This window comes from Pseudomonas songnenensis (genome assembly GCF_003696315.1).
Lineage (GTDB): Bacteria > Pseudomonadota > Gammaproteobacteria > Pseudomonadales > Pseudomonadaceae > Stutzerimonas > Stutzerimonas songnenensis.
Genome location: NZ_RFFN01000006.1, coordinates 99,064 through 120,359, shown reverse-complemented (window position 1 = coordinate 120,359; position 21,296 = coordinate 99,064). Strand labels below are relative to the sequence as shown.

The following is a 21,296-nucleotide window of genomic DNA, read 5'->3' as shown; positions in this document are numbered from 1 at the left end:
AAGCCGGACCGCCAACCCTACTCCCCACCCTTGTCGGAGGCAACCGCAGCGGCCGCCGAAGCGGCCGGCCGTTGTCAGAGTGCCCGGCTCTTGGCGCGCTTCTTTTCCGCCAGCATTGCCATCTCGTCGTAGATCGCCTGCGGGTTCTGCTGCTTGACCTTCCAGGCCATGCGCCCTTCTTCGTGCGGCAGGATCATGAATTCGCCCTTGGCGACCTGCTGGTGGATGTAGTCGGCGATGTCCGCCGCGGTGATCGGCGAGGACTCCAGCAGCTTGCCGATCTGCGCCTTCACGTTCGGCGTCGGACCACGGAAGGAGTCCAGCAGGTTGGTCTGGAAGAACGACGGGCAGACCACATGCACACCGACTTCGGCCTGGCGCAGCTCCACCAGCAGACTCTCCGACAGCGCCACCACGCCGGCCTTGGCCACGTTGTAGTTGCTCATGCCCGGCGCCTGCATCAGCGCTGCCATCGAGGCGATGTTGATGATCTTGCCCTTGCTCTTCTGCACCAGCGGCAGGAAGGCCTTGCAGCCCTTGACCACGCCCATCAGGTTGATCGCGATCTGCCATTCCCAGTCTTCCAGCGACAGTTCGTCGAAGAAGCCTCCGGACGCCACGCCGGCATTATTGACGACGATGTCGATGCCGCCGAGCTTCTCCTCGCAGGCCTGGGCGAAGGCGATCAGCTGGCTGTAATCACGCACGTCGCAGCGCATGGTGAAGCCATCACCGCCCGCTTCGCGGACCATCTTAAGGGTTTCCGCCAGGCCGCCTTCGTTGACATCGGAAAGCGCCAGCTGCCAGCCGTCACGGGCCCAGCGCAGGGCAATCTCGCGACCGAGTCCGGAGCCAGCACCGGTGATCATCATGCGGTTATGCATTGTTCTGCTGCCTTTTGTTGTTCGGGTAGTGGCAACGAGTCTAGCGAATGCCGGGACGCGCACCGGCATCCATCAGATTGCTGAATGCCCTTGGCAAACCCGCGGCTCATGGGGCTGACCGCGCGGTTCCGGGCAGGCAATATGAGTGCAGGATGGGGCTGCTGCAGCCAGATGACAGCCCTCCTTGCAGGCATGAAAAAGGGCAGCCCGCAGGCTGCCCTCTTGTGTGCCCGGCTGGACGTCAGTGCGCGACAGCGCCAGTAGCCCCCAGGCCGGTCTGCGAACGGACGAACTGGGCGAAGAAGCGCTCACGCTCTTCCCCGGCACGCTTGGACTTGTCGGTGACCGAGAAGAACCAGATGCCGGCGAATGCCGCAGCCATCGAGAACAGCGCCGGGTACTTGTAGGGGAAGATCGCTTCGGCGAAGCCGAATACGTCGACCCACACGGTCGGGCTGATGATGGTCAGCAGCAACGCGGTGAACAGCCCCAGCGAGCCGCCGAACAGCGCACCACGGGTGCTCAGGCCCTTCCAATACATGGAAAGGAACAGCACCGGGAAGTTGCAGCTGGCGGCGATGGAGAACGCCAGGCCTACCATGAAGGCGATGTTCTGCTTCTCGAAGATGATGCCGAGCAGAATCGCCACCACGCCCAGCGTCAGGGTGGTCAGCTTGGTCACGCGCATCTCGTCCTCTTCCCGCGCCTTGCCCTGCTTGATCACGCAGGCATAGAGGTCATGGGAAACCGCCGAGGCACCGGCCAGGGTCAGACCCGCCACAACGGCGAGAATGGTGGCGAAGGCGACTGCGGAGATGAAGCCGAGGAACAGGTTGCCGCCCACGGCGCTGGCCAGGTGGATAGCGACCATGTTGGTGCCGCCGACGATGGCGCCGGTCACGTCCTTGAAGTCCGGGTTGGTGCTGACCAGCAGGATCGCGCCGAAGCCGATGATGAAGGTCAGGATGTAGAAGTAGCCGATGAAGCCGGTGGCGTAGAACACGCTCTTGCGCGCTTCCTTGGCGTCGGACACGGTGAAGAAGCGCATCAGGATATGCGGCAGGCCAGCGGTACCGAACATCAGCGCGAGGCCGAGGGAGATCGCCGAGATCGGGTCGGAAACCAGGCCGCCCGGGCTCATGATCTGCGCGCCCTTCTCGTGGATCTTCACCGCTTCGGCGAACAGGCTGCCGAAATCGAAGCCCACGCTCTTCATCACCATGATGGCCATGAAGCTCGCGCCGGACAGCAGCAGGACCGCCTTGATGATCTGCACCCAGGTGGTCGCCAGCATGCCGCCGAACAGCACGTACATGACCATCAGCACACCGACCAGTACGACCGCGACGTAGTAGTCCAGGCCGAACAGCAACTGGATCAGCTTGCCCGCACCGACCATCTGCGCGATCAGGTAGAAAGCCACCACGATCAGCGAACCGAAGGCCGAGAGCAGACGGATCTGGGTTTGGCCGAGGCGATAGGACGCCACGTCGGAAAAGGTGAACTTGCCCAGGTTGCGCAGGCGTTCAGCCATCAGGAACAGGATGATCGGCCAGCCGACGAGGAAGCCGATGGAGTAGATCAGACCGTCATAGCCACTGGTGTAGACCAGCGCTGAAATGCCGAGGAAGGACGCCGCCGACATGAAGTCACCGGCAATCGCCAGGCCGTTCTGGAAGCCGGTGATGCTGCCGCCGGCAGTGTAGTAGTCAGCGGTCGAGGTGTTGCGCTTGGCCGCCCACTTGGTGATGCCCATGGTGAAGACGATGAACACCACGAACATGATGATGGCGGTGTAGTTGGTGGCCTGCTTCTCGACCTCGCCGGTAATGGCATCGGCGAGCAGCGCGGGCGAGACTGCCAACAGCAGGGCAGTCATCAGGAAACGCAGGATCATTATTTCTGTGCCTCGTTGAGGATTTCCTGGTTGATGCGATCGAACTCACCGTTGGCACGCTGCACATAGACACCGGTCAGGATGAAGGCCATGAAGATCACGCCGACGCCCACCGGAATGCCCCAGGTGGTCACGGTGTCGGCAGAAAGCGGAACGCCGAGGATCTGCGGTTCGAAAGCGATCAGCAGGATGAACGCCAGGTAAGCACCAAGCATCACGGCCGACAGCAGCCAGGCGAAGCGCCCGCGCTTGGCGACCAGCTCTTGGAAACGCGGGTTGGCATAGATCTGCCGGTAAACATTTTCATTGTTCATTGGAATCTGTCTCCACGGTCACTACCCCCTGGTGGGAGCAGGGCGGCTACTTTAGGGCCGGGCAATGCGAACACCACCCGACTTTGGTCTGAAGACCACCCTCCAGAACGCCCGCACTAGAGCCTTCAGGCCACGCAATCCGGGGCCCTGCAACAATTCCAAATACAAATAGTGTGGCGCTATGCCGCAGATGCAGAACGTTGATTTCAGACATTGCTGGCGCGCAACCACACTGTGCGAAACACGAGAACAATTCTCGATCGCACAAGGAGACAGGCCATGCTCAAGACCGTGACGTTCACCCTGATGCACTTCTGCATCGCCTTTTCGGTCACCTACGCGCTGACCGGTAGCATCGCCATCGGTGGCCTGGTCGCGGCCGTCGAACCGCTGTGCAACTCCGTGGCGTTCTACTTCCATGAAAAGGTCTGGCAGCGCTTCGAGCGCAATCCCGGCGGCGTACGCAGAGTTCCCAAGCACGCCTGGCTGCATCACCAGGCATAAGATGCCGGCCAACACCACTAGCGGCTCGACAACCCATGTCGAGCCGTTCGCATTTCCGCGCCGACCCACGGATCGAATTGCACGCGATGCTGCCAAAGCGATGTTGGCTTGCATGTGAAAGCCGATGCAGTTCTGATTGGAACGGGTGGCAGGCGAAGCACTGTCACCTCGCTACAGGCCGCGAACGGCCTGCAATGGAGAAGTACATGCAGCTGTTGTTGCGCCTGACCGCCCTGCTCGCCCTGATCGTTACGCCGCTGCATGCCGCCGATCTCGGCGTTGAGGAATACGGCTACCCACTGGCCAACCCGTTCGAAGCCACCATCGCAGGTACGCCGGCCGACCTGCGCGCAGAAGTGCCGAGCGACGACGCCATCGATCAGGCCGACTACAGCCTGCGCCTTCGCCCGGAGCGGGAATTCACCCTGCCGGACAACTTCTGGCCGGTGAAACAGTTGCGCTATCGTCTGGCCCGCCAGCGCGGCCCGGCACCGTTGATGTTCATCATCTCCGGGACCGGCGCGCACTACTCTGCCGGCAAGACCGAGGCCCTGAAACGGCTGTTCTACGGCGCCGGCTATCACGTGGTGCAGTTGTCTTCGCCAACCAGCTACGACTTCATGTCCGCCGCCTCGCGCTACGCAACGCCGGGCATCAGCGCCGACGATGCCAAGGACCTGTACCGGGTCATGCAGGCTGTGCGCGCGCAACAGCACAAACTGCAGGTCACCGAGTTCCACCTCACCGGCTACAGTCTGGGTGCCTTGAATGCTGCCTTCGTCAGCCAGCTGGACGAGACGCGGCGCAGTTTCAATTTCAAACGGGTCCTGTTGCTGAACCCTCCGGTGAACCTCTACACCTCGGTCGCCAATCTCGACAAGCTGGTACAGACCAGGGTCGACGGGATCAATGACCACACCACCTTCTATGAAGTGGTGCTGGAAAAGCTCACCCGCTATTACCAGCGCAGAGGCTACATCGATCTCGACGAGGCGATGCTCTACGACTTCCAGCAATCGACGTTGAAGCTCAGCGACGAGCAGATGGCGATGCTGATCGGCTCGGTATTCCGCTTTTCCGCGGCGGACATCATCTTCACTTCCGACCTGATCAACCGCCGCGGGCTGATCGTCCCGCAGGACTACCCCATCAACCAGAGCACCAGCCTCGAGCCCTTCTTCAAGCGTGCCCTGCTATGCGACTTCGATTGCTACATCACCGAGCAGCTGATTCCCATGTGGCGCGCACAGTACGACGGCGGCAGCCTGACTCAGCTGGTACAGCAGGTCAGCCTTTACGCCCTTGAGGACTACTTGCGTCAGAGTCCGAAGATCGCAGTCATGCACAACGCCGATGACGTCATTCTCGGCGCCGGTGATATCGGCTTCCTGCGCCGTACCTTCGGTGATCGCCTGACGCTCTACCCGCGAGGAGGCCATTGCGGCAACCTCAATTACCGGGTCAACGCTCAACATATGCTGGAGTTCTTCCGTGGCTAAAGGAATGCTGCTGCCGTTGCTCCTGGCCAGTGGCCTGGCCTTTGCTGAATCACCGACGGCTGATGAGGATGGCTTCACCCATCCGCTACGCAACCTGGAGTTCAATCCCGGGCTGGACCAACGCGAATTCGAGCGAGCCACGTTCCAGGCGCTGGACGTGTACGACCCGTTCGAATCGATGAACCGACGCATCTACCATTTCAACTACCGGCTCGATCAGTGGGTCATGCTGCCGGTGGTACGCGGCTATCGCTATGTCACACCGCAGCCGGTGCGCACCGGCGTGAGCAACTTCTTCGCCAACCTCGGGGAGATTCCGACGCTGTTCAACAGCGTCGCACAGCTCAAGGGCCAGCGCGCCGCGAATGCCACGGCACGCTTTCTGTTCAACACCATTCTCGGCGTCGGCGGCGTCTGGGATCCGGCCACGCGCATGGGTCTGGTACGCCAGAGTGAGGACTTCGGTCAGACGCTTGGCTATTGGGGAGTGCCGCAGGGGCCCTATCTGATCATTCCGGCCCTGGGGCCATCGAATCTACGCGATGCCACCGGGCGCGTGGCCGACTTTGCCGTCGAACGACAGATGGACTTCTTGCAGTATTCCGAAACCACCGGTGGCGAGATGAGCCTGACAGCGCTGCGCGCCGTCAACGCCCGCCACGTCACCAGCTTCCGTTACGGCCAGCTCAACTCACCGTTCGAGTACGAGAAGGTACGGTATGTCTACAGCCGTGCACGCGACCTGCTGGTCGAGGAATGATCTATTGCTTCGATTCGATATAGCGAAAATCAGCAACCATTGATCGAACGCAGCTACCTATCCTTGGCGTAACAACCAGGAGGCAAGCGATCATGTCCCGAAGGGAAATTCTATCCATCACGACCGGCCGGCCCACCTCCGATGGCGCCGGCGTCAGCCTGACACGTGTTTTTGGCGGCGCAGCACCGGAGCGGTTCGACCCTTTTCTGATGCTCGACGAGTTCGGCTCGAACGATCCGGACGAATACATCGCCGGTTTCCCACCGCACCCGCATAGGGGTTTCGAAACCATCACCTATATGCTCGAAGGACGCATGCGTCACGAGGATCACATGGGCAACGTCGGGCGGCTGGAAAGCGGCGGCGTGCAGTGGATGACCGCGGCACGCGGCGTGATCCACAGCGAAATGCCGGAGCAGGAGGAAGGTCTCATGCGCGGCTTCCAGCTGTGGCTGAACCTGCCGGCCCACGCCAAGCTCGGCGAGCCGGGTTACCGCGACTTCGCACCCGCAGAGATCCCCCAGGTGCGCCTCGAAAACGGCGTACAGGCCAAGGTCATCGCCGGAACATTGAAGACGGAAGGCATCGAGCACCAAGGCGTCGTGCAGCGGCCCGATACCGAGCCCCAGCTATTCGATCTGCACTTGCCCGCCGGTAGCACGTTCTCGCCGCAGATCCCGGACGGCCACCTGTTACTGCTTTATGTATACGAGGGCGCACTGCAGGTCGGCGATCAGCCGGTCGGCAAGGGCCAGCTGGTGCGCCTGTCCGAACAGGGTGAGCTGCAATTACACAGCGAGACCGGCGCACGACTGATGCTGCTGGCCGGCCGACCGCTGCGAGAACCCATCGTGCAGTACGGTCCGTTCGTGATGAACAGCCGCGAGGAGATCGAGCAAGCGCTGCGGGATTTTCGCGATGGGACACTGGCCTGACCGGAGCAGATCGGCGCGCGCCACAAGCGTAGCCTGCTGACCGGCCTATCGCTTCCTGCGTTTCTTATAAAGACCAGGCTCACCGACCGGGCGGGTCTTGAAGCGGCGATGTGCCCAGAGATACTGCTCCGGCAATGCGCTCACAGCCTCCTCGACCCACTGATTGATCCGCAGGCAATCGGCTTCTTCACTCTCGCCGGGAAAATCCTCAAGCGACGGATGAATCACCAACCGATAGCCCGAGCCATCCGCCAGGCGCTCCTGGGTGAACGGCACGACCTTGGCCCTGCCCAGTCGAGCGAACTTAGTGGTGGCGGTCACCGTAGCTGCCTGGATGCCGAACAGCGGTACGAACAAGCTCTGCTTGCGCCCATAGTCCTGATCCGGCGCATACCAGATGGCGCGACCAGCCCGCAGAACCTTGAGCATGGCACGTACGTCCTCGCGCTCGATTGCACTCGCGTCGGGGTTGTGCCGTTCGCGCCCGCGGCGCTGGACGAAGTCGAACACCGGATTCTTGTGCTGGCGGTACATGCCGTCGATGGTGTGCCGTTGGCCTAGCAGCGCCGCACCGATTTCCAGGGTGGTGAAATGCAGCGCCATCAGGATTACGCCCTGCCCCGCCGCCTGGGCCTGTTGCAGATGCTCCAGCCCTTCGATCCGGGCCAGACGCTGCAGGCGCGCCTGCGGCCACCACCAACTCATCGCCATCTCGAAGAAGGCAATGCCGTTGGAAGCGAAATTCTCATGCAGCAACCGTTCGCGCTGCTCCTGGCTGAGTTCTGGAAAACACAGCTCCAGATTGCGCCGGGCGATGTAACGCCGCGAACCGGCGAAACGGAACATCAGTGCGCCGAGACCACGCCCCAGTTTCAGCAGCAGCGGATAAGGCAACTGAACCAGCAGCCATAGCAATCCCAGGCCCAGCCACAGCGGCCAGAAGCGCGGATGCAGGAAGTACGCACGAAACTGAGGACGGTCCATGAATAGCTCAACAGCCGATGAAGCGGCGCATTCTACCGGCAAAAACTCCCATTGACCGAACCCAGGCGCACCAGTGATCGCTCCGCAGGCCGTCGGCGGGTTGCAGGCGGCGGCACACCCCGCTATAAGTCCTCGCCATTTACCGCAGCAGACAGACCATGAGCCAAGCCGACCTCACCGATCAGACCCCAGCCTTCCAGCTCAAGGGCAGCATGCTCGCCATCACCGTGCTGGAACTCGCCAGCAACGATATCGAGCGTCTCGACGAGCAACTTGCGGCCAAGGTCGAGCAGGCGCCGGACTTTTTCAACAATACCCCGCTGGTACTGGCCCTGGACAAGCTGCCGGAGTCGGCCCGCGAGATCGATATCGCCGCGCTGGTCAGCCTGTGCCGCAAGCACCGCCTGCGCACCCTGGCGCTGCGAGCCAGCGAACCGGTGCATCTGGAAGCGGCGGCGGCGCTTGATCTGCCCGTGCTGCCACCTTCCGGCGCGCGTGAACGCAAGGTTGACCTGGGTTCGAAAACCCCACCGAAACCTGCCGAGCCGGCCTACCGCCCGACCCGCGTCGTCACCACGCCCATTCGCGGTGGTCAGCAGGTGTACGCCCAGGGCGGAGACCTGATCGTTCTCGCTCCGGTCAGCCCCGGTGCGGAACTTCTCGCCGATGGCAACATCCATGTCTACGGTCCGCTTCGCGGTCGCGCTCTGGCGGGTATCAAGGGCGATACCAGCGCGCGGATCTTCTGTCAGCAGCTCGCCGCGGAAATGGTCTCCATCGCCGGCCAGTACAAGGTCGCCGAGGACCTGCGACGCGAACCTCTCTGGGCTGAAGCCGTGCAGATCAGCCTCTCTGGCGACGTGTTGAACATCACCCGCCTTTAACGGATACTGCCGCGAATTTTCAAGGACCAAACGGGCAATCCTGACGCTGAAATCAGCGGAAGGTCCCGATTTTTTAATTTTTAGGGTGAATCACCTTGGCCAAGATCATCGTAGTCACTTCCGGCAAAGGTGGCGTTGGTAAAACCACCACCAGCGCCGCCATCGGCACCGGCCTCGCTCTGCGTGGCCACAAGACCGTCATCGTCGACTTCGACGTGGGTCTGCGGAATCTCGACTTGATCATGGGCTGCGAGCGTCGGGTGGTTTATGACTTCGTCAACGTCATCAATGGCGATGCGTCCCTGACCCAGGCCCTGATCAAGGACAAGCGTCTGGAGAACCTGTTCGTGCTGGCGGCCAGCCAGACCCGTGACAAGGATGCGCTGACTCAGGAAGGCGTCGGCAAGGTCATTGACGAACTGAGCAAGAATTTCGAATACGTCATCTGCGATTCACCGGCCGGTATCGAGAAGGGCGCGCACCTGGCCATGTATTTCGCCGACGAGGCCATCGTCGTAACCAACCCGGAAGTATCGTCGGTCCGTGACTCCGACCGCATGCTCGGCCTGCTGGCGAGCAAGTCGCGCCGCGCCGAAAGCGGCGAAGAGCCGATCAAGGAACACCTGCTACTGACCCGCTACAACCCCGAGCGCGTTACCAAGGGCGAAATGCTCGGCGTCGAGGACGTCGAGGAGATCCTTTCCATCCGCCTGCTTGGCGTGATCCCCGAGTCTCAGGCTGTGCTCAAGGCGTCCAACCAGGGTATTCCAGTGATTCTCGATGACCAGAGCGATGCTGGTCAGGCCTATAGCGACGCCGTCGACCGCCTGCTCGGCAAAGAGGTCGCCCACCGCTTCCTCGACGTCAAGAAGCCGGGCTTCCTGCAACGACTTTTCGGAGGCCGCGAATGAACCTCTTCGACTTCTTCCGTGAACGCAAGAAGAAGGAAACCCCAGCCGCGATCGCCAAAGAGCGTCTGCAGATCATCGTTGCCCATGAGCGCGGCCAGCGCACCGAGCCGGACTATCTGCCGGCCCTGCAGAAAGAGCTGGTCGAAGTGATCCGCAAGTACGTCAATATCGACAGCGATCAGGTCCAGGTAGCACTCGAGGATCAGGGCAGCTGCTCGATTCTCGAACTGAACATCACCCTGCCGGATCGCTGAGCGACACCGGCGCACAGAAACGGCGGCCCACGGGTCGCCGTCTTCGTTTGTGGAAAAGCGAATGCCTCTAAGCGCTATCGAGATCGTCCACCAGGACGCCGCCCTGCTGGTCATCAACAAGCCGACCCTGCTGCTGTCCGTACCGGGCCGCGCCGAAGACAACCGTGACTGCCTGGTGACCCGCCTGCAGGAAAACGGCTATCCCGAAGCCCGTATCGTGCACCGACTGGATTGGGAAACCTCCGGGCTTATCGTGCTCGCCCGTGACGCCGATACGCACCGTGAGCTGTCCCGCCAGTTCCATGATCGTGAAACGGAGAAAGCCTACACAGCACTGTGCTGGGGCGAGCCGGAACAGGACAGCGGCAGCATCGACCTGCCGCTACGCTATGACCCTCCAACCAAACCACGGCACGTTGTCGATCACGAACTGGGCAAGCATGCACTGACCTTCTGGCGCGTGCTTGAACGCTGCGGCGACTACAGCCGCGTCGAGCTGACACCCATCACCGGCCGCTCCCATCAGTTGCGAGTCCATATGTTGTCGATCGGGCATCCACTGCTCGGTGATCGCCTGTATGCGCACGAGCAGGCCCTGCAGGCCCATGAGCGCCTGTGTCTGCACGCCAGCATGCTGACCCTGACCCACCCGCAAACCGGCGAGCGACTGCGCTTCGAGTGCCCGGCCCCGTTTTAGTAGTGGCCACCTCTGCCCGCCTGCATCCTGCTCACCCGAAGCGCGAAGCAGTTGCCGGTGCGCTTATTCGCCGGTGGCGAATGCTATAGACTTCGTGGCCTGGCAGTCCGGAGTCCGAAATGCGCAAAGCTCTCAATCAAGGCCTGATCGATTATCTGCAGGCGTCGCCTACCCCTTTCCATGCCACCGAGAACCTCGTCCAGGCACTGCAAGCTGCCGGCTACCGTGCGCTGGATGAACGCGAGGTCTGGCATACCGAGGTCGGCGGGCGCTACTACGTCACCCGTAACGACTCGGCCATCATTGCCTTCCAACTGGGCAGCAAGCCGCTCGTCGAGCACGGTCTGCGCCTGGTCGGCGCGCACACCGATAGCCCTTGTCTACGAGTCAAGCCGCAACCGGAGCTGCAACGTCAGGGCTTCTGGCAACTCGGTGTGGAGGTGTATGGCGGCGCCCTGCTCGCCCCCTGGTTCGACCGCGATCTGTCACTGGCCGGGCGCGTCACCTACAGCCGGGATGGCCGCATCGAAAGCCAGCTCATCAACTTCAAGGTGCCCATCGCGACGATTCCGAACCTGGCGATCCACCTGAACCGGGAGGCCAATCAGGGTTGGGCGATCAACGCCCAGAACGAGCTACCGCCAATCCTTGCGCAGATCGCCAGCCAGGAAAGCCCGGATTTCCGCGCACTGCTGGCCGATCAGCTGGGGCGCGAGCATGGGCTGGTCGCCGATGTGATCCTGGACTTCGAACTGAGCTTTTACGATACCCAGCCTGCAGCGGTCATCGGCCTGCATGGTGACTTCATCGCCGGCGCCCGCCTGGACAACCTGCTCTCCTGCTTCGCCGGGTTGCAGGCGTTGCTGAACGCTGAGCCCGAACACAGCTGCGTGCTGGTCTGCACCGACCATGAAGAGGTGGGTTCCACCTCGCTCTGCGGCGCGGACGGGCCCTTCCTCGAACAGGTGCTGCGCCGCCTGCTGCCGGAAGAAGATGACTTCCAGCGCACGATCAGCCACTCCCTGCTGATCTCGGCCGACAATGCCCATGCGGTGCACCCCAACTACGCCGACAAGCACGACGGCAACCACGGGCCGAAGCTCAATGCCGGCCCGGTGATCAAGGTCAACAACAATCAGCGCTACGCCACCAACAGCGAAACCGCAGGGTATTTCCGCCATCTCTGCCTGGAAAACGAAGTGCCGGTGCAGAGCTTCGTCACCCGTAGTGATATGGGTTGCGGCTCGACCATCGGCCCTATTACGGCGAGCCAGCTGGGCGTGCGCACCGTCGACATCGGTCTGCCGACCTTCGCCATGCATTCAATTCGCGAACTCGCTGGCAGCCAGGACCTGGCACATCTGGTGAAGGTACTCACCGCCTTCTACAACAGCAGCCAGCTGCCCTGAACGGAGCCGCGATGAGCGGGCCCGCCTGCTCATCGCGGTGCAGTGATCCGTCTGGATCAGTACATGGTCGCGTCAGGAAAGTGCGCTATCGATCACCAGCGCCACCTTCCCGGAAACGGTGTTGCTGGCGAGCGCGGCGAATGCCGCCTCTGCGTCTCCAATGGCGAAGGTTTGCTCCAGACGCGGCGAAAGCTTGCCCTGGGCAAACAGCGGCCAGACTTTCTCCTCCATTTCTGCCAGCAGCCCCGCTTTGTAGTCGGCATCCCGGCTGCGCAACGTCGAGCCAATCAACTGGATGCGCTTGGCCAGCAGCCCGGCAAGATCCATCTCGGCCTTGCGTCCACCCATAAGGCCGATCATCACCCAGCGCCCGTCCATCCCCAACAGCTGCATGTTAAGCGCGGCGTACTTGGCGCCCACGGGATCGAGGATCATGTCGAACGGGCCGAAATCGCGCAGCGCTTCAAGCGAGTCGCCACGCAGCACGCCACCCTGAGCACCCAGCGATTCGCAGTACGCCAGACGCTCAGCCGAGCCGACACTGACCCAGCACGGATTGCCGAACGCCTTGCACAGCTGGATCGCCGCCGAACCGACGCCACTCGCGCCAGCATGCAAGAGCACCTTGTCACCGGCCAGCAGCGCGCCAAGCCGATAGAGATTCAGCCAGGCCGTGGCGTATACCTCGGGAATCACCGCCGCTTCGTGCAGCGTCATGCCATCGGGAACCGGCAGTGCGTGGCGCGCATCGACTACCACCTCTTCAGCCATGCCACCGCCAGCCAGCAGCGTGCACACACGATCGCCGACCTTCCAGCGGCTGCGCCCGTTTACTTCAGCAATCACACCCGCACACTCCAGGCCCAGGATGTCGGTAACACCTGCTGGCGGCGGATAATGCCCAGCGCGTTGCAGCAGGTCCGCGCGGTTCAGCCCAGCGGCAGCGACGCGGATACGGACTTCGCCTTCGCCGCACGCCGGAGCCGGTCGTTCGGCCCACTCCAGATGCCCCTCGATACCTTGCAATGCCTTCATGCTGCCTCCATAGTGGTTCATATCTATGCCCACCCAACTGATCGCTCGCTGGCCTTCTTTGACCACCTTTACCATCGGGCTTGTGCTTTCCACCGCCGGACGGAAACCGAACCGGCGCCTACTTTAGATGGCCTAATATGCGTTATTCCCTAGCCTTACGTCGCCCCCAAGCCATGAAACGTACGCTGACCTGCACCGTTCTCGCCGTTCTTTTCGGCCTCCATGCCTCCCTGGCGATGGCCAAAGCCGTCAGCACGCCGGAGAACTGGGACTACCTGCAACCTGATCGTGACCAGGTGATCGCCAGCCTGAACGTCGTCGAGCTGCTCAAGCGTCATCACTACAACAAACCACCGCTGAACGATGCGCGCTCGGCGAAGATCTTCGACAGCTATATTCAGATGCTCGACCCGTCGCGCAGCTACTTCCTGGCATCCGACCTCGAAGAGTTCGGCAAGTGGCGCAACCAGTTCGATGATTTCCTTAAAGGCGGAAATCTCGAGCCAGGCTTTGCCATCTACAAGCGCCACTTGGAGCGGTTGCAGAATCGCCTCAATTACGCGCTAGGCCTGCTCGACAAAGGCGTCGGCAGCTTTGATTTCACCAAGGATGAAGAGCTGCTGATCGATCGCGAGAAAGCCGCATGGGCCAAGAACATGGCCGAGCTCGACGACCTTTGGCGTAAGCGTGTCAAGGACGAGGTTCTGCGTTTGAAGCTGGCCGGCAAGGAGCCCAAGGCCATCGAGGAGCTGCTGACCAAGCGTTACAAGAACCAGCTGGCGCGCCTGAACCAGACGCGCGGCGAGGACGTGTTCCAGACCTACATCAACGCGTTCGCCCAGTCCTACGATCCGCATACTCAGTACCTGTCTCCGGATAATGCGGAGAACTTCGACATCAATATGAGCCTGTCGCTGGAAGGCATCGGTGCGGTGCTGCAGAGTGACAACGAGCACGTCAAGATCGTGCGCCTGGTTCCGGCCGGCCCAGCCGAGAAGAGCAAGCAGCTGGCGCCAGCGGACAAGATCGTCGGGGTTGGTCAGGCCAACGACGAAATGGTCGATGTGATCGGCTGGCGCCTGGACGAGGTGGTCAAGCTCATCCGCGGCCCGAAAGGCTCGGTCGTTCGCCTGGAAGTCATCCCGGCGAGCAATGCGCCGAATGATCAGAGCAGCAAGGTGGTCGCCATTACCCGCGAAGCCGTGAAGCTCGAGGAACAGGCCGCGAAGAAGTCGGTGCTGAACCTTGAGCATCAGGGCCAGAGCTTCAAGCTTGGCGTTATCGAGATCCCAGCGTTCTACCTGGACTTCAAGGCCCTGCGTGCCGGTGACCAGAACTACAAGAGCACCACTCGCGATGTGAAGAAACTGCTCTCGGAACTCGAAGCCGAAAAGGTCGATGGCGTGGTCATCGACCTGCGCAACAATGGCGGCGGCTCGCTGCAAGAGGCCACCGAGCTTACTGGCTTGTTCATCGATCAAGGCCCAACCGTATTGGTGCGCAACAGCGATGGTCGCGTGGACGTGCTCGCCGACGAACAAACCGGCGCCTATTACAAGGGGCCGCTGGCCGTTCTGGTCAATCGCCTCTCTGCATCCGCATCGGAGATCTTCGCCGGCGCCATGCAGGACTATCACCGTGCGCTGATTCTCGGTGGCCAGACCTTCGGCAAGGGCACGGTACAGACCATCCAGCCCCTTAACCACGGCGAACTGAAGCTTACCCTGGCCAAGTTCTACCGTGTCTCCGGGCAGAGCACACAGCATCAGGGCGTGATCCCGGATATCACCTACCCTGCCGATGTCGACACCAAGGAAATCGGTGAGAGTGCGCTGCCGGAAGCGCTGCCGTGGGACAGCATCCGCGCGGCAATCAACCCGGACATGAACCCGTTCAAGCCGTTCCTTGCCGAGCTAAAGGCGCGCCATGAGGCACGCACAGGCGAGAACCCGGACTTCGTCTTCACCCGTGATCGCTTGGCGCTTGCTCAGGAGCTGATGCACGACACCACGGTCAGCCTCAATGAAGATAAACGCCGCGCTCAGCAGGCGGATATCGAGAAGCGCCAGCTGGCGTTGGAGAACGCGCTGCGCCTGGCCAAAGGCGAGCAGCCATTGGCCAAACTGGAGAAGGAAGACGAAACCACGCCGCATAAGGAAACGGACAAACCCAAGCCCGAAGACGATGCGTACCTTTCCGAAAGTGGACGAATCCTTCTGGACTACCTCGGTCTCAGCTCGGCAATGGCCAAGCACTGACAGCAGACAGGGCGTTCAGCTTTACCAAAGCGGCATCGCTCCAGCGCGGGAAAATCTAGGGCCACAGTCGTGGCCCTTTCTCTTTAACGGCAGAGAGCCCCATGAGGGTCACCAAACCGTTGAGCACGCTGAGACCGTTCGATCAATGCAGGCGCGCCGTAGCGCGATATTTACAGCCCCAGCTGAGCCGCCTTCGCCTTGTAACTGTCGGCCTTCTGGGAGTCAGCAGCCAGACCGTGACCTCCGGCGCGATATAACTGCTCGAGTCGAACGGCCGCCAGAGGATGTCCCGCTTCGGCGGCCTGGGACCACCAGCGAGCCGCCTCGCTGCCATCCGGCCCATGTGACGCATCTTCGCTCAGGCTGACAACCCCCATCTGGTAGGCAGCTTTCACGTCGCCCGCCTTGGCCGCAAGGCGCAACAAGCGAACACCCTCCTGCTTGGCGCCATGACCTCGGCCGCGAAAATACAGAATATGCCCGTAGAAGCTTTGCGCACCGACGTCTCCCAGAGCCGCCATACGCGCAAACTGACCCTCCATCCAGCTCCAGAGTTTCGGTTGCTGGACGGCATAACGGGAAGTCATCAACTTGCGAGCGGTGAAGTAACCGAGCCTCGCACGCAGTTTCCACAGCATCAGTCTTCCTCCGGATATTCGAACTCGAACACCCGCGCCACTTCGCCTGCATGCCAGGACGCAGCAGCAGTACCGTCGATGGCTCCGGAGAAGCGCCCCAGGCTCGCGGCGCACTCGAAAAAGCCCGGACGTGGTAAACGGCTAGCGCCCTGACTGATGACCAGCGCGCTACGCAGCGGGCGCCCACTACGGGCATCAAGTGCGGCAAGATGCTCCAGCGCTGCGGTCAGTGTCTGCATTGCGGGAGTTGGCAACTGAAGGCGCTCGACTAGCGCCCGGTAGGTCACCAGATGCCGCTGGCGACGTGCGGCATCAAGCTCACCGAGTAAAGCCTGCCAGTGCTGGCGGCTGATGGATACTGACGTCAAGCGTCCCCCTCCCAACCGGTGATTTCCAATGCGCGGGCCAATGCGCGGCGAATCGCCGTATCGGGCTCGCGCTCGCCTGCCTCGATTAACGCCAGGTAAGCCGGGCTGATGCCTACCGCACGCGCCAGTACTTCCATGGTGAGCCCCTTGGCGTCGCGCAGCATCGGCAATTGGCTCAGCGAAGGACGCGGCTGTGCACCCGGGGAAGCAGGAGCTGCTGCAGGCGGTCGCGCTCCGACAGCGTTGAGGAGTGCCTGGTACTCGTCCCATGGCAGAACGGCGTATTCCGGCGAGCCGTCACGCATGATGACCTGTACATTCATCCGAATTTCCCTTGGCGTCTTCGATAAGAGGGCGGAATCTTAACAGCCCACGCCGCTCCTTGAAGCTACCAAGCTGCCGCACGCATAGCGAATCGGGAATGGTGCCGCAAATGTCCGACGAGCGCCGACCAACGGATGGCCAATGATGTGCTCTGTTTAGACTTGTGGCGAGTTATCACTTTGGGGCTCATCGAGCTTGGGCAACCTGAGCAACCCAGCTTGGCGCTCGGCTGACTGCGCCTGCCTCCATGCTTTGAACGCTTCCATCTCTCCCGACCATTTGCGCATTACCCAGCCCAATACGGCCAGATCGTCAACAAATCCGAGACCAGGCAACCAGTCGGGAATGGCATCGAGGGGCGACAGGAAATACAGCAGGCCAGCCACTACCGCTATCAACGCATTCGGACTAATGGCCCGATACTCACCGCGCCACCACGCCACGCAAAGCGCTTGTAGCAACGCCAGATCCTCTCGAAGGCCCTTCAGCAACCCCCGCTTCGACGATGACTTGCGTGCCACTGCAAGCAACAATGCAGGAATTTTTCCGCGCTTGATAAGGCGCTGTGCCAGCGGCATATATCTCAGGAAATTCCACGGAGCTTTCATCGACTCACCTTCAGCCAGCGTCATCCGTGACCTCGAGGACGTTATCCACCGAACCTGTGGATAACCTTGTGAACAGATTATGGATGACCGCCGCAAAAGCCCTGCCCACGGGGCTGCTCAACAGATCGGCGCTTTTTTATCCAACCCAGTAAGACCTTTCAAATCAATCACTTACGAAAAGGAAAAAACACACACCAAGAGTCAAGGCAGAACATCTATTTTGCTATTCCGAATGTGCATAACCGAGGAATGTCAATGGCTTCACAAGCACTTTGACTGGTGGTTGCACAGGGCGTTCGGCGTTACGGATGGACAAGAGGCCGGTCCTTGCGACCGGCCCTGCGCTGCACGCTTACTGCACGCTGAGCTGGCTACGGATCTTTTCCAGGGTTGCCGAGCCGATCCCTTTCACTTCAAGCAGTTCGTCTACCGAACTGAACGGGCCATGCTCTTCGCGGTAATCGACGATCGCCTTGGCTTTGGTAGCACCGATGCCTTTGAGCTCACGGGTAAGTGTGGCGGCATCAGCGGTATTGAGGTTCACCGACGCCTGGGTGGCGGCGGCAACTGGTGCAGGTGCGGGCTGAGATTGAGTGGCGGCATGAGCGCCAAAGGAAACACTGGCAAGCACGGCAAACGCCGCAGCGGCAAGAAAAGCCTTGTTCATGGAGATGTCCTTATCCGAGAAATGTCTATGCGGGACTTCCTGCTCCGCGTCAGCCAATCTAGCCGCCTGTTTGCCGATGTCAAAAACGAGGCTGCATTTTTGCCAACCTCGTCAAACTTCTCAGCGCATGGCGTTGAACAGGTTCAGACCACTGATTTTGACGTAGCTCTGCTGCGCTGCCTCGAGAATGATGGTCTGGAATGACAATCTGGAAAGGGCTTCGGCGTAATCGAGTTCGCGCAGCTCGGCCTGAACAGACTTGTTCACCAATGTCACATCCTCGTTATCGGTCTGCGTAGTCTCGATTACGTTGAGCCGTGCGCCGATGTTACCGCGCGCCGCGTCGACGCTGATCATGCCGTGATCGAGGTTGGTAAGCGCTACGGCAACGGCGTCGCGAACGCCATTGCCGTTAGTATTAGGATTCTCGAGTGCAGAACGAAGATTTGCAATGGTGTCGAGAATCCCCTGCTTGTTCTGCATCGGATTAATGTCGGGATCGCGAGTAATATTTCCATCGGCATCTATGCCGGAGATCCTGCCGGGCACTATCGCAACCCTGTCTCCGTCAGCTGGTGTCCCGTCAAGGTGTACCGTAACGCCTCGGAACACTAATTTGTCGCTTTTCTGAGGATCACTATCCATCGACAGATTAGTGGCTAAAACGGTGTCAGTCGCGGGAGCAACTGCCCTTGGCAGCTGATAAATGGCATATGTTCCATCTCCTTGGAATTCAAGCTCAATGCCCTCTGCCGGAAACGGCTCCGCTCCCGAAAAAGCCACCTCATCGCTTACTAGCGGCGCTGAGACAGCCAAGGTGCTTGTTACTGGCGCGTTCGCGTTAAAGACTGGAGCGGTTGTCAAACGACCAGCATTGGTAATGTTCTGGAAAATTGCCTTACCGTTGTCGCTGATCGGGATATTGAGCGAACTGGCAATCTGCAGCTTCCGCTGTCCCTCGTCTCCCTGGTAACTATAACTACCAGCACCATCGCGCACAAACGGCTGGGTCTTTCCCTGAAAACCCGAAAACAGATACTCGCCACGGGCGTTACGGGTGTTCATCAGTGAAAGCAGTTCGTCCTCGCGCTCAGTAAGCTCCGCTGCTATCGACTTGCGATCGTCAGCGCTCAAGCCTCCATTACCCGCCTGCACCGCCAGCTCTCGCACTCGCTGCAAAACGGTATTCACCGAATTGAGGGTAACTTCCTCCTGCGTGAGGCTGTTCTTCGCGGCGGTCAGATTGGAGTTGTACTGGCTCAATACGTTCTGTTGCTGCTCCAGCTGCAGCAGGCGTACCGAAGCGACCGGATCGTCTGCCGGCGTGAGAATGCGGTTACCAGTACTGATCTGCTCCTGCGTACGAGTCGCGTTGGCATAGTTACGCTGCAACCCGGCGACGCCGTTATTGAACGCTTGCACGGTAGAAATGCGCATAGGACAGGCCTGTTACCTAAAAGAGCTGATCAATGTATCGAATAGAGAGCGGGCAACTTGAATGATTTGAGCCGAGGCGTTGTAGTACTGCTCGAACTTGATCAGGTTTGCCGCTTCCTCGTCCAGGTTTACCGCAGAGAGCGAATCACGGTTGTCGGTCGCCTGCTTGAGAATTGCCCCAGTCGCTTCGCTGTCCATCCGGGCCTGCGCCGTCAGCGTACCGACACGCTCGACCAGCTCGCCATAACCATCGGTGAAGCTAAAGCCGGAACCAGCGACACCAGGGGTCACGCCTACGGTCTGCTTGGTCTGCAGGTCCACTAGTTTCAAGGCATTGCGGTTGTCCGAGACGCCGTTCTGGTTGAAGCTGAACGAGAAGGTATCGCCCGTCACGGGCCTGCCGCTTACGGTGAACTCGAAACTGTATTGCTGCACATTGGGCGCCGTACCCGTAGTAAGAGTCAGGTTTAGCGTATTGGTCTGTCCGGCGGTGATGTTCGAAGGCGACAGCGTGAGCCCTGCCGGCGCTGGTGTCGGAAGTGCCAGCCCGTTGCCGTCGTAGCTCAGAGTCAGCCCTTCAAACGCCGCCGATAGCGCAGCCGCATCGATGGGCGATGGACCAGATAGCAGATTCGGCTGGCCGATCACTCCTGTCCCGCTGTTCTGCAAGGTGCTCTGGGCACGCACCGGTGCTGCAAACGCCAGCTGGTCGGCCTGATCCAGCGTCGCCTTGATATCAGAAGCGCCACGCCGGGTCGGCTGCAGGCTGAACTTGTCGCCAGGCGCCGGCGGCGGATTGCCCAGCACGATCTGAAAGCCCTGGTCGCGGCCATTCTTGTCAGTGATCGACAACGTACCGACCGGATTCTCCGTAGCCGTCATCAGCTGGTTATCGCTCAGCCGCCGTATCTTGTAGCTGCTACCGTCATACTCCATCAGGTAGTCGCTGGTGCTGAGCTGACTGGTATTGGTGATGTTCAGGACCGGTTGTGCATTGCTGTTGCCAGCAAACGCATTGACACGCAACCTGGCCAGCGCCGGGTCGTTGTAGTTACCAAACAGCGCCGAACCGACCTGCCCCTTGAGATCCAGCCCCTGCCCCAGTTGCGTATTGACCTGGTCGCTCACGGCGAGCGCCAGACGGCCCAAGGAGTTCATGGTGGAATCCAGCACTTCCTCGCGATAGCGAATCAGCCCGCCCAGCTCGCCGCCGGTGATCTGCGACGTGATGCCCTGCCGCGAGCCGCCGCTGATGAACTGCACTTCATGCCGGTTGGGGTCGCCCTGCCCTGGCACGACTTCGAGACGCGCCACCGTGCTGCCGACAACCAGCGGCTGGCCGCTGCCGATGAAGATGTTGAAGCTCTTGTCATCTTGCGGAACGACAGTCACGCCGATGTAGCCCGACAACTGGCGAACCGCCTCGTCGCGAGCGTCGAGCAGATCGTTCGGCTGCTTGCCATTGGCCGCAGCGATGGCGATCGCCTCGTTCAGGCTGCCGATGCTGCCTGCCAGCCGGTTCACCTGATCGGTGACAGCGGACATCTGCTTGTTGGTGAAATTGTTCTGCTCGGAGAGCCGGTCATAGACCGTATTGAAGCGCCGCGCCAGCCCCTCGGCCTCGGCCAGAACCAATTGGCGTGCCGGGATATTCGCCGGGTCCTCGGCGGCAGTCTGCAAGGCCGAGAAGAACTTCTGCAGCGAGGGCGTGATGCCGGTGGTAGTGCCGGCCAGCAACGAATCGAGCTGATTGATCTGGCTCTTGTAAGCCTCCACATCCGCACTCAGCGAAGTACTACTACGCAGCTGGCTGGTGAGGAATTCGCTATAGCTGCGGCGAACTTCCACCAGCGTGGTCCCCGAGCCGATATAGCCGGCACCACTGAACTGTGGTGAGCGGGTGGCCTGGGTCGCATCCTGGCGGCTATAGCCAGGGGTATTGACGTTGGTGATGTTGTGGCCGGTGATCGACAACTGGGTCTTGCTGGCAGCCAGGCCGGAAAGGCCAATGCTCAATAGGTCAGCCATG

At 60.9% G+C, this 21,296-nt stretch carries 22 protein-coding genes; 10 read left to right on the top strand and 12 right to left on the bottom strand.

Annotated elements, in window-relative coordinates; translation table 11 throughout:
* Nucleotides 1-74: 74 nt before the first annotated feature.
* The 3 genes from EA798_RS16265 to EA798_RS16255 all read right to left on the bottom strand — a co-directional run bounded on the left by EA798_RS16265 (nucleotide 75) and on the right by EA798_RS16255 (nucleotide 3,095).
* Nucleotides 75-884, bottom strand: a complete 810-nt coding sequence (locus EA798_RS16265; protein ID WP_122099591.1) for an SDR family oxidoreductase — start codon at nucleotides 882-884, stop codon at nucleotides 75-77.
* A gap of 241 nt (nucleotides 885-1,125) precedes the next feature.
* Nucleotides 1,126-2,781 (bottom strand): cation acetate symporter, encoded by a 1,656-nt coding sequence (locus EA798_RS16260; RefSeq protein WP_106155460.1) that lies wholly within the window; start codon nucleotides 2,779-2,781, stop codon nucleotides 1,126-1,128.
* The gene (locus tag EA798_RS16255; protein WP_106155461.1) at nucleotides 2,781-3,095 is read right to left on the bottom strand and encodes a DUF485 domain-containing protein; all 315 of its coding nucleotides are present in this window, start codon (nucleotides 3,093-3,095) and stop codon (nucleotides 2,781-2,783) included. Before EA798_RS16255 ends, EA798_RS16260 begins: the two co-directional genes overlap by 1 nt.
* Before the next feature lie 279 nt (nucleotides 3,096-3,374).
* Here EA798_RS16255 and EA798_RS16250 point away from each other — a divergent pair, with 279 nt between their 5' ends.
* The 4 genes from EA798_RS16250 to EA798_RS16235 all read left to right on the top strand — a co-directional run bounded on the left by EA798_RS16250 (nucleotide 3,375) and on the right by EA798_RS16235 (nucleotide 6,793).
* The gene (locus tag EA798_RS16250; protein WP_122099590.1) at nucleotides 3,375-3,599 is read left to right on the top strand and encodes a DUF2061 domain-containing protein; all 225 of its coding nucleotides are present in this window, start codon (nucleotides 3,375-3,377) and stop codon (nucleotides 3,597-3,599) included.
* Nucleotides 3,600-3,805: 206 nt separating this feature from the next.
* The gene (locus tag EA798_RS16245; protein WP_106155463.1) at nucleotides 3,806-5,098 is read left to right on the top strand and encodes an alpha/beta fold hydrolase; all 1,293 of its coding nucleotides are present in this window, start codon (nucleotides 3,806-3,808) and stop codon (nucleotides 5,096-5,098) included.
* 4 nt (nucleotides 5,099-5,102) lie between these two features.
* Nucleotides 5,103-5,858 carry an MlaA family lipoprotein gene (locus EA798_RS16240; protein WP_106155464.1) on the top strand — a complete coding sequence of 252 codons (756 nt, stop codon included), beginning with the start codon at nucleotides 5,103-5,105 and terminating at the stop codon, nucleotides 5,856-5,858.
* A 92-nt stretch (nucleotides 5,859-5,950) separates the two neighbouring features.
* Nucleotides 5,951-6,793, top strand: a complete 843-nt coding sequence (locus tag EA798_RS16235; protein ID WP_122099589.1) for a pirin family protein — start codon at nucleotides 5,951-5,953, stop codon at nucleotides 6,791-6,793.
* A gap of 45 nt (nucleotides 6,794-6,838) precedes the next feature.
* On the opposite strand, the gene EA798_RS16230 is transcribed toward EA798_RS16235, so the two are convergent.
* Entirely contained in the window at nucleotides 6,839-7,777 is a 939-nt protein-coding gene (locus tag EA798_RS16230) for a lipid A biosynthesis lauroyl acyltransferase (RefSeq protein ID WP_122099588.1), read from the bottom strand.
* 158 nt (nucleotides 7,778-7,935) lie between these two features.
* Here EA798_RS16230 and minC point away from each other — a divergent pair, with 158 nt between their 5' ends.
* From minC to EA798_RS16205, 5 genes are all read left to right on the top strand, one after another.
* On the top strand, nucleotides 7,936-8,661 hold the full coding sequence (gene minC / locus EA798_RS16225; protein ID WP_122099587.1) for a septum site-determining protein MinC: 726 nt from the start codon (nucleotides 7,936-7,938) through the stop codon (nucleotides 8,659-8,661).
* A gap of 95 nt (nucleotides 8,662-8,756) precedes the next feature.
* Nucleotides 8,757-9,572: a septum site-determining protein MinD gene (gene minD / locus EA798_RS16220; RefSeq protein WP_015277697.1), complete on the top strand. Its 816-nt coding sequence runs from the start codon at nucleotides 8,757-8,759 to the stop codon at nucleotides 9,570-9,572.
* A complete protein-coding gene (gene minE / locus EA798_RS16215; protein ID WP_003301267.1) occupies nucleotides 9,569-9,826 on the top strand; it encodes a cell division topological specificity factor MinE in 258 nt (85 codons plus the stop codon). Before minD ends, minE begins: the two co-directional genes overlap by 4 nt.
* Before the next feature lie 61 nt (nucleotides 9,827-9,887).
* Entirely contained in the window at nucleotides 9,888-10,523 is a 636-nt protein-coding gene (locus EA798_RS16210; RefSeq protein WP_015277698.1) for an RluA family pseudouridine synthase, read from the top strand.
* 119 nt (nucleotides 10,524-10,642) lie between these two features.
* Nucleotides 10,643-11,932 carry a M18 family aminopeptidase gene (locus EA798_RS16205; protein ID WP_122099586.1) on the top strand — a complete coding sequence of 430 codons (1,290 nt, stop codon included), beginning with the start codon at nucleotides 10,643-10,645 and terminating at the stop codon, nucleotides 11,930-11,932.
* A 72-nt stretch (nucleotides 11,933-12,004) separates the two neighbouring features.
* On the opposite strand, the gene EA798_RS16200 is transcribed toward EA798_RS16205, so the two are convergent.
* Nucleotides 12,005-12,967: an NAD(P)H-quinone oxidoreductase gene (locus EA798_RS16200; protein ID WP_106155470.1), complete on the bottom strand. Its 963-nt coding sequence runs from the start codon at nucleotides 12,965-12,967 to the stop codon at nucleotides 12,005-12,007.
* A 173-nt stretch (nucleotides 12,968-13,140) separates the two neighbouring features.
* On the opposite strand from EA798_RS16200, the gene EA798_RS16195 reads away from it, so the two are divergent.
* Complete coding sequence (locus tag EA798_RS16195; protein WP_122099585.1) at nucleotides 13,141-15,225, top strand: carboxy terminal-processing peptidase; 2,085 nt, start codon at nucleotides 13,141-13,143, stop codon at nucleotides 15,223-15,225.
* A gap of 170 nt (nucleotides 15,226-15,395) precedes the next feature.
* On the opposite strand, the gene EA798_RS16190 is transcribed toward EA798_RS16195, so the two are convergent.
* From EA798_RS16190 to flgK, 7 genes are all read right to left on the bottom strand, one after another.
* On the bottom strand, nucleotides 15,396-15,863 hold the full coding sequence (locus tag EA798_RS16190) for an SEL1-like repeat protein (protein ID WP_106155472.1): 468 nt from the start codon (nucleotides 15,861-15,863) through the stop codon (nucleotides 15,396-15,398).
* Nucleotides 15,863-16,231, bottom strand: a complete 369-nt coding sequence (locus EA798_RS16185; RefSeq protein ID WP_106155473.1) for a hypothetical protein — start codon at nucleotides 16,229-16,231, stop codon at nucleotides 15,863-15,865. The genes EA798_RS16190 and EA798_RS16185 overlap by 1 nt, the downstream gene beginning before the upstream one ends.
* A complete protein-coding gene (locus EA798_RS16180) occupies nucleotides 16,228-16,554 on the bottom strand; it encodes a helix-turn-helix domain-containing protein (RefSeq protein ID WP_122099584.1) in 327 nt (108 codons plus the stop codon). The genes EA798_RS16185 and EA798_RS16180 overlap by 4 nt, the downstream gene beginning before the upstream one ends.
* A 156-nt stretch (nucleotides 16,555-16,710) precedes the next feature.
* Nucleotides 16,711-17,163 (bottom strand): YkvA family protein, encoded by a 453-nt coding sequence (locus EA798_RS16175; RefSeq protein WP_122099671.1) that lies wholly within the window; start codon nucleotides 17,161-17,163, stop codon nucleotides 16,711-16,713.
* Nucleotides 17,164-17,515: 352 nt separating this feature from the next.
* Nucleotides 17,516-17,830, bottom strand: coding sequence for a ComEA family DNA-binding protein (locus tag EA798_RS16170; protein ID WP_122099583.1), 315 nt, complete (start codon nucleotides 17,828-17,830; stop codon nucleotides 17,516-17,518).
* 120 nt (nucleotides 17,831-17,950) lie between these two features.
* Nucleotides 17,951-19,267 carry a flagellar hook-associated protein FlgL gene (gene flgL, locus EA798_RS16165; RefSeq protein WP_122099582.1) on the bottom strand — a complete coding sequence of 439 codons (1,317 nt, stop codon included), beginning with the start codon at nucleotides 19,265-19,267 and terminating at the stop codon, nucleotides 17,951-17,953.
* Between the two features lie 12 nt (nucleotides 19,268-19,279).
* A complete protein-coding gene (gene flgK / locus EA798_RS16160; protein WP_122099581.1) occupies nucleotides 19,280-21,295 on the bottom strand; it encodes a flagellar hook-associated protein FlgK in 2,016 nt (671 codons plus the stop codon).
* Nucleotide 21,296 lies beyond the last annotated feature (1 nt).